We start from the raw sequence: 14,799 nt of genomic DNA on the forward strand, positions 1-14,799 counted from the left end.
CTCCTGCGTCGCAATGCCTCGCTCGCGCTCGGCACCGGAAAAACTCGCATAGGCGCTCAACCCAAGGACTGGGATCGGTTTTCGATAGCTTCCGCTAACGGAGCTTGAACCGGACTCCCTCCCCTGTTCTGGGGGTAGGGGCCCTCGAGAAAAGGGGAGGGAAGGGGTGGGGTTATAATTCCCCTCCTCGGAGGGGTTAGGGGTGGGTTCATCACCTGCCGAAAGCTCCCCTCCTTGGTTAAGGAGGGGCAGGGGTGGTTGGATAATCGGCTGCTGAGCCAGCCCATCCACTAATCCTATAAATCTTGATTCAAAAAAAGGCAGCCCCTTCCGGAGCTGCCGCTTTTATACTTTATACCTGCTAAACTTAGAAATTCACGCCCACTGTCAGCATAACGGAGTTCTGTTTTTTGTCGATATTCAGCACAGGTTCGCCCGAAGTTTTAAGTGAGTAAGGCGAGTAAGATGTGCCGCTCACAAAGGGGGCATAACCTACATCTTGCTGTGAATGCACATAAGCCGCATCCACGTAGAAATTCTGCAGTCTTACCCCAGCCCCCACAGTATAGTTATGGGTTGGGCCATACTTGTAGTTGATAAATCCGGCATCGTAGCTGGAACCACCTTCCGGATCAGCATTATAAGCATAACCGGCACGCAGCCTGAACACCTCGTAACGGGCTTCTGCCCCGATCTTGTAGTTCACCACAGAGCTGTTATTGCTGGAAATGCCATCGTTGATATCATCAAAAAAGCCTCCGGAAGAGAAATCATCATCTTCCCTATACTTGGCGCTGCCGTAATTCACGAACTCCACATCGGCGGTAACAAAGCCATACTTACCGATAAAGTAGGCCACACCACCGGTAGCCTTAAACGGAGTTACCAAACGGTACGAGAACTGCCCCGGCACTTCAGCCGCCGTCTCTACGCCATCGTTAAACGTTGTGGAAATCCTGCGCTGGTAGTCGTCGTCAAAAGTATAGGCTGTTGGTGTCTGGATGCTAAGTCCAAGGCGAAGGGCATCTATCGGGCGGGCAATAAGGCCCACTTTCAGGTTAACGCCGGCACCTGAGGTCGAGAACTCATCCACATACTCCAGGCTGGTAAAAGGTGTGCTGGCATCGCCCTCAGCCTCGGTGTATATCTTCTCCTCCGAAAAATCCACCGTGACGATACCCAACGAGGCGCCTATATATAACCTGTCTTTGTAGCTGGTACCTACGCCAATATCGATCTGGTTCTGGGAGCCGGTTCTGATGATCTCTTCGCGCTGGCTTATACTTCCGATGCGCTCCTCCGCAAATACTTCTCCTTCTTCCGTCACATCAAAGAGGTAAGCGCCGTAACCCAATCCTTCCAGAGTTGTAAAGCCCGCATCGAACTCCTGGTCCAGGCTGGCCCTTGTACGGCCATTCTGTGCAGCCAGGTCAGCAAAATATTCTACTAAAGTTGGGTCTAGCGTACCGGACTGCGTGCGGTAAGAAGTATAGCGCTCGTTAAAGTTATTGAGCCTCGTAAATCCGATGCCGAAGGTTACGCCGCGCCAGTCGCTTTCATCGCTGTCTCCTTTCCGGTTAGATATGACCACGCCCAGCTGCGGAAACACAAAGTTGCTGTTGCTGCCTGTGGTACGCTCCCCAAGTATGGAGGTATTGTTAGAGATGGACTGAATGCCCGGGGAGATCGTGAACTCGGAGCGGCGGAACATGCCCAGGCCAGCCGGGTTGCCCGAGAGGCTGGAGATGTCGGCGCCCAGTGCTGTTTGCGCACCGCCCATACCTTGTATACGCGCAGTACCCGACACGCCCGTTTGGGAGTAGCGCAGGGCGTCTATCTCCGTTTGGGCAAAAGCAGTACCGCCCCAGCCCAGCAGTAAAGCCAGGCTGGCCAATAGTGTCTTCTTCATCTTTTATATAGTTTTTATACTATGCTGCTAATTGTTTCCTCTTGAGGGGCGACCGCCGCCACTGCTCCCCGATGATGATGATGAGTTACTGCTGCTGTTGCTGCTCCTGTCTATGCTAGGAGTTGGTGTGCTGCTTGGGCGGCTCTCGTAGGTGCGGCTCGGACGGCTCTCTATTGTGCGGCTTGGGCTGCTCCGCTCTATACGGGCAGGTTGGCTCCGCTCAATAGTTCGGCTAGGTCTGCTTCGCTCTATAGTACGGCTTGGCTGCTGGCGCTCGATGGTGCGGGTACGGATTTCGCGGCGCTGCTGCGGCTGCTCTGTTGAGCGGCTTGGTACATACTCGCGGGTTCTGCGGTTGCTACGGGTATTTTCTGGTTGGGCATTTTGCTGCTGTGGCTCCACGGTGCTTCTGCTGGAGCGACTTGGCCTTGCCGGCAACTCCTGCTTCGTTCCGCTAGCCGGTGAGACCGTGCTGCGGCTGCTGCGCGACTGCCGGCCTACCACGCCTTGGCTTTCCCCGGTACTTTCGCCGCGGTATACCCCATCTCTGGATGGCCTGCCGGTTACATTACCGTTTACCTGCGTGTTGCGGCTATCGCGTGGGCCATACTGTACTTTGTTAACTTTACCAATTACCACCGGCCTATCGTTGTACCAGCTGTAAGGATTGTGATGGGCATAGTAACCCCTGTGCAAGCCTCTGTAATAGCCATTATAGTAGCCATGTCCGTAGCTGCCAGGCCACCAGTTGCTGTAGCCATAGTATGGGGATCCGTAGAAACCATTACCCCAACCATAACTGAAGCTGATGCTCACGCCGGTTCTGAAGCGGGCATTGTTCCAGAAGGGATCATAGTAAAAAGGATCGTAATAGAATGGATCGTAGAAAGGATCATAGAAGGCGTAACTCGTACGGCGCGGCACATAGGCTGAGCCCCAGTACGGGTCCACATACGAATAGTCGGGGCGGTACCAGTTGTCACGCGCATCATAGGCACGGCCATCGTAATACTCATCACCGGAGTAATTCTGCGTTATGTTACTCTCGGAGTATTCCGGATTAAGCACCTCGCCCTCGGCAAGCGCCGCCTCCTCGCTGCGGTTCTCGTACTGCTGGTAAGCCTGCGCCGGTTGTTGCGCGGCCGGCTCCACGTACACTGTCTGGTCTGATGAGCTGTAGTACATATCGTCGTACTCCGACGATTGCATAGCAACAGGGCTGCTACAGCCTACAGCCAGCAGGGCAAGCACGGGGGCTACGGTAAATAAAGTATATTTTTTCATGGCCTTCTGCTGATGATCTGTGGGTATTAACTTCTTCTATATCAAAGATAAGCACAAATGGAGCAAAACCTTATCTATAGTTTATAATATTAACGTAATTTTGAACCGGAACGATGCCCGGATACTATATATCTGAACAACAAAATTTGTTCCAAATTCAATACAATACTGACATTTAAGATAAATTAAAGTAAAATGAGCAAAGGGTTACCTAAAAGAAGCGAAGATTACTCGCTGTGGTATAACGAGCTGGTGAAGAAGGCAGGCCTGGCAGAGAACTCGGCCGTGCGCGGGTGTATGGTGATCAAACCTTACGGCTATGCCATCTGGGAGAAGATGCAGCGTGTGCTGGATGACATGTTTAAGGCTACTGGCCACGAGAACGCTTACTTCCCGCTGTTTGTGCCCAAGAGCTTGTTTGAGGCCGAGGAGCAGAATGCTGAGGGCTTTGCGAAAGAGTGTGCCGTGGTAACCCACTACCGCCTGCAAACCGACCCCGACAAGGCCGGCAAGCTGCGCGTAGACCCAAATGCCCGGCTCGAGGAAGAACTGATCGTGCGCCCAACCTCTGAGGCCGTGATCTGGAACACCTACAAAAACTGGATTCAGAGCTACCGCGACCTTCCTTTACTGATAAACCAGTGGGCTAACGTGGTGCGCTGGGAGATGCGCACGCGCCTGTTCCTGCGCACGGCTGAGTTCCTGTGGCAGGAAGGGCACACGGCCCATGCCACTGCTGAGGAAGCCATTGCCGAGACGGAGCAGATGCTGGAAGTATACGCTACTTTTGCCGAGCAATACCTGGCCCTGCCGGTAATCCGCGGCCTCAAAACGCCGAATGAGCGCTTCGCCGGCGCTCTGGAGACGTACTGTATCGAAGGTTTGATGCAGGACGGCAAGGCGCTACAGGCAGGTACATCGCACTTCCTGGGCCAGAACTTCGCCAAGGCCTTTGATGTGAAGTATGCCACGAAAGATGGCGGGCTGGAGCACGTATGGGGAACCTCCTGGGGTGTGAGCACGCGTTTGATGGGTGCGTTGGTAATGGCACACTCGGATGATGAAGGCCTGGTGTTGCCTCCGAAGCTGGCCCCTATCCAGGTGGTGATTGTGCCAATTTACAAAGGCGAGGAGCAGCTGGCCCAAATCTCGGAGAAGGTGAACCAGCTGAAGCGCGAGCTGCTGGCCAAAGGCATCAGCGTGAAGTTTGATGACCGCGACACCGAGCGCCCGGGCTTTAAGTTTGCCGAGTGGGAGCTGAAAGGCGTGCCGGTGCGCATCGCCATCGGTGCCCGCGACCTGGAGAACGGCACCGCCGAAGTGGCCCGCCGCGACACCAAGGAGAAAAGCACCCAGCAATTCGCCACCCTGGCAGACTACATCCCGGCCCTGCTCGATGAGATCCAGGAGAACATCTACAGCAAAGCCCTGAACTACCGCGAGGAGCACACCACCAAGGTAGACTCTTACGAGGAGTTTAAGCAGGTACTGGAGACCAAAGGCGGCTTTATACTTGCCCACTGGGACGGCACCCCTGAAACCGAAGAGCGCATCAAGGAGGAGACGAAGGCCACTATCCGCTGCATCGCCCTGAACACGCCTGAGGAAGACGGCGTGGACATGGTAACCGGCAAGCCAAGCAAGCGCCGTGTATACTTTGCAAAGGCCTACTAATGCTTTGTTACCTGTTGCTCGTTACTAGGTATTCGTAACCTGCAGCAGCGACTATACTTTTACAGCGCCACTTCCCTGACCGGAGGTGGCGCTTTTGTTTTTAGAGGGGTTTATACTTTGGCGGCAACTATTCTAATAAATCATGAAGAAATTGCTATATTGTACACTATAACACCTAAGCCCTATGCTACTGGATTGGATTACAGTGATTGCGCTTATTGGCATTGGCCTGCTACTCATCATAGTGGAGCTGATATTCGTACCAGGCACCACGGTGGTGGGGATAATTGGCTTTGTACTTACAGCCATCGGGGTGTGGATTGGCTATGCCGCACTGGGCACCAACATCGGCCACATCATACTTGCTGCCACCGTACTTATTGGTGGCCTTGCCTTTTTCTACAGCTTCCGGTCAGACAGCTGGTCGCGCTTTGCCCTGAAGGAGCAGAACCGGGGCCGCGTGAACGAAGAGTACCAGCATACGTTGGCTGTGGGCGAGGAAGGCATAACTGTTTCGGCCTTGCGGCCGCAGGGCACTGCCTTGTTTGCCGACCAGCACCACGAGGTACAGACCAATGGTGAGTTTGTAGCCCCCAACACCTCTATTCGCATTATCAGACTTAACCAAAATAAGATCATCGTAGAAGCAATCTCCTAACCTAACCCTAATGGAAAACCTAACCCCCATTTTTCTTATAGCAGGCGGCATTATCCTGCTCATCATCTTTTTATACTTTGTGCCGATCAGCCTCTGGATCACGGCGCTCTTCTCGGGCGTAAAAGTAGGCCTCCTGGAGCTGGTGTTCATGCGCATCCGAAAGGTGCCGCCAAGCCTCATCGTCAACTCTATGATCAACGCCACCAAGGCAGGTATCGACGTAACCACCACTGAGCTGGAAACACACTACCTGGCTGGCGGAAACGTGCCGAACGTGATCAAAGCGCTTATCTCTGCCGACAAGGCCAATATTCCGCTATCGTTTAAGCAGGCCACCGCCATCGACCTGGCAGGCCGTAACGTATTTGAGGCGGTAACCACCTCTGTTAACCCGAAGGTGATCAACACGCCTAACGTGGCCGCTGTGGCGCAGGATGGCATACAGCTGATTGCCAAGGCCCGCGTAACGGTGCGTGCCAACATCATGCAGCTGGTGGGCGGCGCCGGCGAGGAAACCATACTTGCCCGCGTGGGTGAGGGTATTGTAACCTCCATCGGCTCGTCGGGCTCGCACAAGGTGGTGCTCGAGAACCCGGACATTATCTCGAAACTGGTGCTGCAGAAGGGCCTGGACGCCGGCACAGCCTATGAAATCCTCTCGATTGATATTGCCGACGTGGACGTGGGCGAGAACATCGGCGCCAAGCTGCAGATAGACCAGGCCAACGCCGACCTGAAAGTGGCGGAGGCCAAGGCAGAGGAGCGCCGCGCCATGGCCGTAGCCGTAGAGCAGGAGATGAAGGCCAAGGCCCAGGAGGCGCGCGCTAACGTGATCCAGGCAGAGGTAGAGGTGCCGCAGGCCATTGCGGCGGCCTTCCGCAGCGGCAACCTCGGCATTATGGATTACTACCGCATGCAAAACATTCAGTCGGACACCGACATGCGCAACAACATCGCCAACCCGGGCCAGGGAGGCGGAGGCAGCAGTGGCAGGCCGAAAGAGTAAAAACAGCGAGGGCCGCTTTCAAATGAAGGCGGCCCTTGCTGTTTATTAACAGTGACTTTATACTTAGTCCTGTTGGTTTAACGCCCGGATTTTCTCTATTAACTCATTTCGCCGCACTGATACGAAACTGTAGTTCACACCTTCTCCAGTGGTTATTTCTATCCCAAAAGGGAAAACCCACATCCAAGGCTTCTTTTCCAGGATTACAGTATCCCTTAGGTTGATAACAGTGCTGTCTTGCCCGTTTAAGTATAACGCCCCAAAGTATGGGGAAGGGATAAAAATCAGCTCATCCGCCGTAGCAACCACGCGTCCTTTTGCTGGCCATACTTTAGGAGCTTTCCGGTATAGCTCTACATGCTTCTGCTCCATCAGTATGTCTATGTCTGAGGAAGTATAAGTTGGCATCTTTTGGCTGCAACTCATCAAGGCCAGTAACATCAGTAGTCCCGTTAGTCTTACAGTTCCCATTACAATTTGTATTCACCTTCCCGATAAAAAACGCCCTGATGCCGGTTTAGATAGACAATGGCAAGTCATTTCTTTAGAAAAGCTTAATAGTACCGCCCGATTTTCTCCACGATAGCCTTCTTCATCTCGTATGGCACAATAGAGCCTTGCTTGCGGTAGAGCACCTTGCCCCCCGGCTCAATTAAAAGTGTATAAGGCAGCGCCCCCTGCCACTCCGGGTCGATGGCTTCGATAAGCTTATACTTGTCTTCGGAGTTGAAGAGGTAGTTTTTGTTGGAGGCCTCTAGTTTCTTCAGGGCGGCCAGCGCCTTGTCCTTTTTGTCGGGCTTGTCGGCGCTGATGGTGATGAACTCGAAGTCGCGGTTGCGGTACATCCGGTTGATGTCAACAAAGTCTGGCAGCTCCTGCACGCAGGGGCCGCACCAGGTAGCCCACACATTTACCAGACGTACTTTATCCGTGTTGTTTTGCAGCAGGGCCTTTAGGGCCGGCTCGTCAATCAGCTCCAGCGTCACCTCTTCTTTCGCCCACTGCTCCCTTGCCCGCTCGGCCAGTGCTCTTTTATCAGCCCACTTTATAGAGCAGCCGAACGTCTTTGTTGTGGCAACAGGTACCGGCTTACCGGCCAGCAGGGCATCCAGCGCTTTGCGTGTATCCTCGGCGTTGGCAGAGCCCGGTTTCTCGGAGCTGTCGAGCCGGCCGTTGTACTGCAGCTTGCGCTGCTTGTCGAAAAGGAACACGTGCGGCGTGGCAGCCGGCCCGTACGCCATCGACATTTTCTGCGTCTCTCCATCATACAGGTAAGGGAAGTTATAGCCTTTTTCCTTTGCCCGCACTTTCATCTCCTCAAAGCTGTCGCCCATGTCGCTGTAGCCCAGTTCGTCGAGGCTCACCGCCTCCGGATCGTTGGGCGACACCGCTACCACGGCCACTCCTTTGTCTTTGTAATCTTTGGTTAAGGCAATGATACGGTCTTCGTATGCCTGCGCTGTGGGGCAGTGGTTGCAGGTGAATATAATGGCCAGCACCTTGGCGTCGTTAAAGCTTTTCAGCGTGTAGGTTTTACCGTCTGTGCCCGGCAGACTGAAATCAGGCGCCGGAGCCCCTATCTCCAGCGGCTTGGGGTCGGCGGCAAAGCCTGTTGCGGCCAGCAACAGCATGTATAACAGCAGAAAGCATTTTAGCAAAACAGATTGTGCCATAGTTATCTCTTTTAAGTTATCTATATAAATTTTAAATAAATCTTTAATTAATACCTAATATAGGTATTAATATGCTCTCTTCCAACTCCGGCACGCACTCCTACAGACGCAGAAATTAGCTTTCCGCCATAGCATACCTGCAAAACAAAAATCGCCCGCACCTTAAGTTTGGCGCGGGCGATCAGCTACATGCGGTATGAGTAAAATGCTTAGGCTTACATGCTTCTGCTCCATCAGCACCTGTTTGCCTGAGGAAGTATAGGCAGGCATTTTGAGGCTGCAGCCCGGCAAGGCCAGCAACATCAGTAGTCCCGTTAGTCTTTCAGTTGTCATGCAAGTTCTCCCAGCTTTCCCATAATAACCGTACTAATTCAGCGCAACAATGCGCAGAGTTGATCTATGGCAACTCTGCCTTGAACTTCACCAGAATATGAGAGCCCCAGTTGTCGTTACCACGCTGCTGTGTATAGTATCCTTCTTTTGCTGCTTTATCGAGGTAAAAATGACTGCTACCTCCTGCAACTATATTGTGGGCGATTAGCCGATCAGCTTTATCTTCGGTTTGGTCAAAGAATTTGAAGAACGGTTCGAAGGTATAAGGCGAGTATGGCCTCCCCAGCAGAATCCGATCCACGGCAAAGGTCAGCGGCAGGTCTTCTCTGGTAACCGCAGGGCGCACGTCACTCTTGAAGATTACCTGTTCTTTATTGTTCTCAATGGCAGAAACCTGCAAGTATACATCCGGGTTGCCTTCCGAAGGCGCTCCAGTGTCGCCTCCCTCCAAAGCATAGTTTTCGAAGTAGCTCAGCAACTGCACCTCGTAGGCATATAGCCGCGCCACCTTTACCTCCTTTTCAGTCGTTTTTGCAACGCCTGCGGTATACGTTGTCAGGGTAATAGTATAAGCACCTGGCTCCGTATACGTAAACGAATCAGGCTCCCGCTGTGTAGAGGTTGTTCCGTTACCGAAGTCCCAGTGGTAACCATCTGCTTCGCTCACGTCTTTGATGGTGACGTACTCTTCTGTAGTGTAAAATTCATCCGGGATGGTAAACTCAGGAGCAGGCACCACTAATTTTTCTTCTTTATCGCAGGAGAAGAGTACCCAAGCCATCAAGAAAATCAGGAGAAAGTTCTTTTTCATTGCTAAGTTAAGGATTAGGCTGGAGAAGTAAGAGGTAAAGGATGACTGGCTTAGACCGCTGAATAGTTAAATATCTTTAGCACAGGCGATTCGAATATATTAACAATTTCACATATAGTAACATATCCAGATGAAATATTTTTACCTTACCTACACCCCTAAAGCCACAATGCTGAATTACCAAAATAAAAATCCCGCCCCTATACTTTAGAGGCGGGATTTTATACTTTCTACGTTGTAAGTCTTTGCTACTGCGCCTTCAGCGTGAAGGTTCTCTCTACGCTGTTAAATGGACCAGGCAGCACATTGCCGTTATTGTCTACCAGCTCCAGCTTAATCTTGTTCTCACCCATTGGCAGGCCTTCCATAATGTATGGCATCCAGCGGTCCAGCATAAACTCGGTGCCGTTTATAGTAGCGCGCACTTTGTTGCCTGTGGTGGAGAGGTTAGTATTCACCAGATAGAAGTCCAGCATCACCTTTTCCGTTTCATTAGGCCCCACATACTCACCTTTCGGGCGGCTGTAGAACATGTGCGGAGCATTCTCGTCAAACTCCATCGTTTCGGTTGGCTTACCTACGGTTACCTTGCGCAGGTCATAGGCGCCTTTATGCTTCAGGCTCTCGTGGTAAGAACGCGAGATGAACGACAGGATCACGTGCTCTCCTTCCGTCAGGTCTTTAGAGAACTCGGTCTCATAGTGGGCCGTGTAAGGCTCGTTATCCACAATGTTATGGATGTGCTGCCCTTGCTGCGAGTTTGCCATGTGCTCGGCATTTGAGTGCGGCGTCATGCGGGTCAACTGGAAGTTAGACAAGGTATAGTCAAACTGAACCGGCCCCGGCTCCACCACTCCTCCTGCAGGCGGCGTGTTGAGGCGCAGCTGCGACTCAGGGTATTTCTGCGAGTTGTCGAACGCGTAAACGCGCAGACCGTTCTTACTCATAACAGCGCCTGAAGGGCTTGGCCCTCCAGACACCCTAGATGTTGCGGCGGGTGTTTGATTTTCGGCTTCCTGCGTCTGGCGTGCGGTATCACAGGCCGAGAAACAGAGCATCAGGGCCGAAGCCATCAGTAGGTACGTTTTTTTCATCATTATTCGTTAGGTTAGCGATGTAGCTAATTTAGTAATTTTTCTTCGTATATTGCGAACTACGTGAACATCACGAAAAAGTATACGCTAAAAATTATATATGAGCGAGATTTTGTTTGACGAGATTCCTTCTCTCGACCTGGCGGATTTCACTTCTGGAGATGCTGAGAGAAAGGCTCAATTTGTTAAGCAGCTAGGCGAAGCCTACCAAAACATCGGCTTTATTGCCCTGCGTAACCATGGCCTCAGCGATGAGTTGACTGAAAAGCTTTACGCGGCCACAAAAGAATTCTTCGCCTTGCCAGATGAGGTGAAGCAAACGTATGAGAACCCGGAGCTTGCAGGCCAGCGCGGTTATGTAGGCAAGGGAAAAGAGAAAGCAAAGGGGTTTAACACCGGCGACCTGAAAGAGTTCTACCACGTAGGCCAGGAGCTGAGCGATATTCCGGACAGCGACCCAATCAAAGCAGAATACCCTGCGAACATTTTCCCGACCGAAGTACCGGCATTTAAGGAGGTTACCCTGGAGGCGTACCGCAAGCTGGAAGCCGCAGGTAAGCAGGTGCTGCGCGCCATCGCCGTACACCTGGGGCTGGAGGAGAACTACTTTGATGAGAAGGTCAAGTATGGCAACAGCATCCTGCGCCCTATCCACTACTTCCCGATCGAGAACCCAGACAGTGTTCCTGCCGATGCGGTGCGCGCTGCCGAGCATGGTGACATTAACTTGATCACGCTGCTGATGGGCGCCAGCGCCGACGGTCTGCAGGTGCTTCGCCGCGACGGCCAGTGGATTCCGATCACCGCCCTGCCAGAGCAGGTGATCGTGAACGTGGGCGACATGCTGGCGCGTTTAACGAACAACAAGCTGAAGTCTACCATCCACCGCGTAGTAAACCCGCCGCGCGAGCTGATGCATACTTCACGCTACTCTATCCCGTTCTTCATGCACCCACGCTCCGAAATGGACCTGACCTGCCTGGAGAGCTGTATCGATGAGCAGCACCCGAAGGCTTTCCCGGATGCCACCGCAGGTGAGTACCTGAACGAGCGCCTGGTAGAACTTGGCCTGAAAAAAGCCTAATACAAATAGGCACATGCATCTGTAAACATAATAGAGAGAGATGGCTTTAAAGCTGTCTCTCTTTTTTTATTTTTATGCCACCATGAGTTTGCGCTACTACATCTTCCTGAAAGACGTGTTGCTGCTGGCCCTCACTGCGTTTGGTGGGCCACAGGCGCATATTGCCATGATGTTTAAACTGCTGGTGGAGAAACGCCGCTACCTTACAGAGCAGGAACTGATTGAGTTAAACGCCCTCTGCTCCATCCTCCCCGGGCCTACCTCTACCCAAACGCTCACGGCCATTGGCTACAAGATTGGGGGACCTAACCTCGCCTACCTTACCCTGCTGGTCTGGATATTGCCTGCGGCCACCATTATGGCCGTAGCCGCCGTTACGATCTCTTACCTGCAGGGGCAGGGTGTATCGCTCAGCTTTTTGCGGTACATACAGCCTATGGCGGTAGGTTTTGTGGCCTATGCTGCTTATATGATCAGCTCAAAGGTGGTGCACACCAAAACAGCTGTGTCGTTGATGGTGATTTCAGCTATACTTGCCTTCTTCTTCCATTCGCCGTGGGTTTTTCCTGCACTGCTGATAGCCGGAGGCGCCGTGACGGCCCTGCGCTTTAAGCAGCACCCCCGGGAGCAGAACAAGAGCCTCCACATCCAGTGGGCCAATTTTATACTTTATGTGGCGGTGCTGGTGGTTGCCGCCTTGCTGGGTGCCTATACTTCGTCGTTGCCGGTGCGCTTGTTCGAGAACTTCTACCGTAACGGCAGCCTCGTTTTTGGGGGCGGACAGGTACTCATCCCGCTGCTCTACTCCGAGTTTGTCGATTTTAAAAGCTACCTGACCGGCGAGGAGTTCCTATCGGGTTACGCCATTGCCCAGGCGCTGCCGGGGCCAACCTTCTCGTTCACCTCTTTTGTGGGCAATCTGGCCATGCGCGAGTATGGTATTGCGGGCCAATTTTTAGGTTCCTTTGTGGCCACGGTAGGTATCTTTCTGCCCGGCACGTTCCTGATCTTCTTCGTAATTCGCTTTTGGGATGAGCTAAAGAAGTACAGGGTGATCCGCGCCTCCCTGGAAGGGATCAGCGCCGTAAGTTCCGGCATGGTGGTGGCCGCGGCCATACTTCTCTACCAACCCATCGAAAACACCCTGCTCAATTTCGGTATCGTACTGGCAACTTTCAGTCTGCTCATGTTCACCAAGATACCCGCGCCGGTGCTTATACTTACGGGGCTGCTGCTGGGGTTTGTGTTGTAGGCGCGATACCTGGCTTTGCTTTTACCTTACTATACTTCCCGGAAAAGTGTAAGCAAAAAAAGAGGCAGTCTTTCAACAGCCTCTTATACTTTACCTCTTTTCCTTCAGAATCCTGAGCAGGTACTCCCCATAGCCGCTCTTGCGCAGCGGCTCTGCCGCCGCCCTAAGCTGCTCCTCATCAATAAAGCCCATGCGCCAGGCCACCTCCTCGATGCAGCCGATCTTGAGCCCCTGCCGCTCCTCGATCACCTGCACAAACGTGGCTGCCTGCATCAGCGACTGGATCGTGCCCGTGTCGAGCCAGGCCGTGCCGCGGTTGAGGATGCCTACCTTCAGCTTGCCCCTTCTCAGGTACTCCCTGTTAACGTCCGTGATCTCATACTCACCCCTTGCACTCGGCTCCAGGCTCTTGGCGATGCTGACTACCTCGTTGTCGTAAAAGTATAAACCAGGCACGGCGTAGCTGCTCTTAGGCTCTGAGGGCTTCTCCTCTATCGAGACGGCCTTCATATCCCTGTCGAACTCCACCACCCCGTAGCGCTCCGGGTCTGTGACGTGGTAGGCATACACCACGCCCCCGTCCGGGTCGGCGTTGGCCTGCAGGAGTTTGCTCATGCCTGAGCCGTAGAAGATGTTGTCACCGAGCACCAGGGCCACCTTGTCAGAGCCGATAAACTCCTCGCCGATCACGAAGGCCTGCGCCAGGCCATTCGGTGTCTCCTGCACCGCGTAGCTGAACCGGCAGCCGATGCGGGAGCCATCGCCCAGTAGGCGCTTGAACAGGGGCAGGTCATGGGGCGTGGAGATGATCAGGATCTCGCGGATGCCCGCCAGCATCAAAGTAGACAGCGGGTAGTAGATCATCGGCTTGTCGTAGACCGGCATGAGCTGCTTGCTCACGGCCAGCGTCAGCGGGTGCAGCCTGGTGCCGGAGCCGCCCGCCAGTATGATTCCTTTCATCTCCTTTTATACTTTGTTACTCCGCCGTGGCGGCTTTGGTGTCTCTGTAGATAAACTCCTGGTTCTGCTCAAACCACTCGAACGTACGCTGCAGTCCCTCCTGTATCCTTACCTTCGGGTCGTAGCGGAGCAGGTGCTGTGCCTTGGAGATATCGGCCAGGCTGTCGCGGATGTCTCCGGCGCGGTCAGGGCCGTGCACCGGCTCCACGTCGGCACCTGCTGTCTCCCTGAGGATGTGGAACATCTGCAGCAGCGAGGTTCTGTCGCCCACAGCGATGTTGTAGACCTGGTTCACTGCCTCCCGGTTCTCCACTAGCGCCGCCCTGATGTTGGCCTGCACGCAGTTCTCCACGAAGGTGAAGTCGCGCGTCTGCCCCCCGTCGCCGTTGATCTTCGGCGGGCGGTTATGGATCAGCGCGTCGATAAACAGTGGAATCACGGCTGCGTAGGCGCCGTTCGGGTCCTGCTTGGGGCCGAAGATGTTAAAGTAGCGCAGCCCGATGATCTCCATGCCGTAGGTCTTTCCGAACACGTCCGCGTACAGCTCGTTGGCGTACTTGGTCACGGCGTAAGGCGAAAGCGGCTTGCCGATGCGGTCCTCCACCTTCGGCAGCTCCTTGCTGTCGCCGTAGGTAGACGAGGAGGCGGCATACACGAAGCGCTTCACGCTCTGGTCCTTCGCTGCCGTGAGCATGTTCACAAAGCCGCCCACGTTCACGTCGTTGCTCGTGATGGGGTCGTTGATGCTTCGGGGCACGGAGCCGAGCGCCGCCTGGTGCAGCACCACGTCCATCCCGGCGCAGGCGTCCATGCAGGTCTGCACGTCGCGTATGTCGCCCTCCACCAGCTCGAAAGCCGGGTTATCCAGAAACTGCTCGATATTCTTGCGGTAGCCGTTGGAGAAGTTGTCCAGCACACGCACCTTGCCTACGTTATACTTCAGCAGGTATTCTACCAGGTTAGAGCCTATAAACCCAGCGCCTCCTGTTACCAGGAACGACAGGCTCTCCAGCGGTTTTTCGTGGAATGGGGAATCGTACATATTGTAATTAAAATTCAAA

At 53.7% G+C, this 14,799-nt stretch carries 14 protein-coding genes; 5 read left to right on the forward strand and 9 right to left on the reverse strand.

The genetic code is table 11. The features are described from left to right. Positions 1-367 precede the first annotated feature (367 nt). Positions 368-1,909, reverse strand: a complete 1,542-nt coding sequence (locus tag OO017_RS10760; RefSeq protein WP_266052495.1) for an OmpP1/FadL family transporter — start codon at positions 1,907-1,909, stop codon at positions 368-370. Between the two features lie 27 nt (positions 1,910-1,936). After that, positions 1,937-3,193 (reverse strand): leucine-rich repeat flightless-interacting protein, encoded by a 1,257-nt coding sequence (locus OO017_RS10765; protein WP_266052496.1) that lies wholly within the window; start codon positions 3,191-3,193, stop codon positions 1,937-1,939. 195 nt (positions 3,194-3,388) lie between these two features. Between OO017_RS10765 and proS the strand changes: the two genes are divergently transcribed. The 3 genes from proS (at position 3,389) to floA (ending at position 6,531) form a co-directional block, all read left to right on the forward strand. After that, a complete protein-coding gene (proS, locus tag OO017_RS10770; RefSeq protein ID WP_266052497.1) occupies positions 3,389-4,867 on the forward strand; it encodes a proline--tRNA ligase in 1,479 nt (492 codons plus the stop codon). A gap of 184 nt (positions 4,868-5,051) precedes the next feature. Beyond that, on the forward strand, positions 5,052-5,525 hold the full coding sequence (locus OO017_RS10775; RefSeq protein WP_266052499.1) for an NfeD family protein: 474 nt from the start codon (positions 5,052-5,054) through the stop codon (positions 5,523-5,525). 10 nt (positions 5,526-5,535) lie between these two features. Then, positions 5,536-6,531 carry a flotillin-like protein FloA gene (gene floA, locus OO017_RS10780; RefSeq protein ID WP_266052500.1) on the forward strand — a complete coding sequence of 332 codons (996 nt, stop codon included), beginning with the start codon at positions 5,536-5,538 and terminating at the stop codon, positions 6,529-6,531. Between the two features lie 63 nt (positions 6,532-6,594). Here floA and OO017_RS10785 read toward each other — a convergent pair whose 3' ends face one another. From OO017_RS10785 to OO017_RS10805, 5 genes are all read right to left on the reverse strand, one after another. Then, entirely contained in the window at positions 6,595-7,002 is a 408-nt protein-coding gene (locus OO017_RS10785; RefSeq protein ID WP_266052501.1) for a hypothetical protein, read from the reverse strand. 83 nt (positions 7,003-7,085) lie between these two features. Continuing rightward, positions 7,086-8,204, reverse strand: a complete 1,119-nt coding sequence (locus OO017_RS10790; RefSeq protein WP_266052502.1) for a redoxin family protein — start codon at positions 8,202-8,204, stop codon at positions 7,086-7,088. Between the two features lie 162 nt (positions 8,205-8,366). Continuing rightward, complete coding sequence (locus tag OO017_RS10795) at positions 8,367-8,537, reverse strand: hypothetical protein (RefSeq protein WP_266052503.1); 171 nt, start codon at positions 8,535-8,537, stop codon at positions 8,367-8,369. Positions 8,538-8,601: 64 nt separating this feature from the next. After that, positions 8,602-9,348 carry a PKD domain-containing protein gene (locus OO017_RS10800; RefSeq protein WP_266052504.1) on the reverse strand — a complete coding sequence of 249 codons (747 nt, stop codon included), beginning with the start codon at positions 9,346-9,348 and terminating at the stop codon, positions 8,602-8,604. Positions 9,349-9,596: 248 nt separating this feature from the next. Next, positions 9,597-10,445, reverse strand: coding sequence for a hypothetical protein (locus OO017_RS10805; RefSeq protein WP_266052505.1), 849 nt, complete (start codon positions 10,443-10,445; stop codon positions 9,597-9,599). Positions 10,446-10,542: 97 nt separating this feature from the next. Here OO017_RS10805 and OO017_RS10810 point away from each other — a divergent pair, with 97 nt between their 5' ends. Then, on the forward strand, positions 10,543-11,526 hold the full coding sequence (locus OO017_RS10810) for an isopenicillin N synthase family dioxygenase (protein WP_266052506.1): 984 nt from the start codon (positions 10,543-10,545) through the stop codon (positions 11,524-11,526). An 82-nt stretch (positions 11,527-11,608) separates the two neighbouring features. Next, a complete protein-coding gene (gene chrA / locus OO017_RS10815; protein ID WP_266052507.1) occupies positions 11,609-12,778 on the forward strand; it encodes a chromate efflux transporter in 1,170 nt (389 codons plus the stop codon). 90 nt (positions 12,779-12,868) lie between these two features. Here chrA and rfbA read toward each other — a convergent pair whose 3' ends face one another. Together rfbA and OO017_RS10825 are read right to left on the reverse strand one after the other, a co-directional pair. Then, on the reverse strand, positions 12,869-13,738 hold the full coding sequence (gene rfbA, locus OO017_RS10820; RefSeq protein WP_266052508.1) for a glucose-1-phosphate thymidylyltransferase RfbA: 870 nt from the start codon (positions 13,736-13,738) through the stop codon (positions 12,869-12,871). 16 nt (positions 13,739-13,754) lie between these two features. After that, the gene (locus OO017_RS10825; protein WP_266052509.1) at positions 13,755-14,780 is read right to left on the reverse strand and encodes an SDR family oxidoreductase; all 1,026 of its coding nucleotides are present in this window, start codon (positions 14,778-14,780) and stop codon (positions 13,755-13,757) included. Positions 14,781-14,799 lie beyond the last annotated feature (19 nt).

The organism is Pontibacter anaerobius (assembly GCF_026241195.1).
GTDB classification, from domain to species: Bacteria; Bacteroidota; Bacteroidia; order Cytophagales; family Hymenobacteraceae; genus Pontibacter; species Pontibacter anaerobius.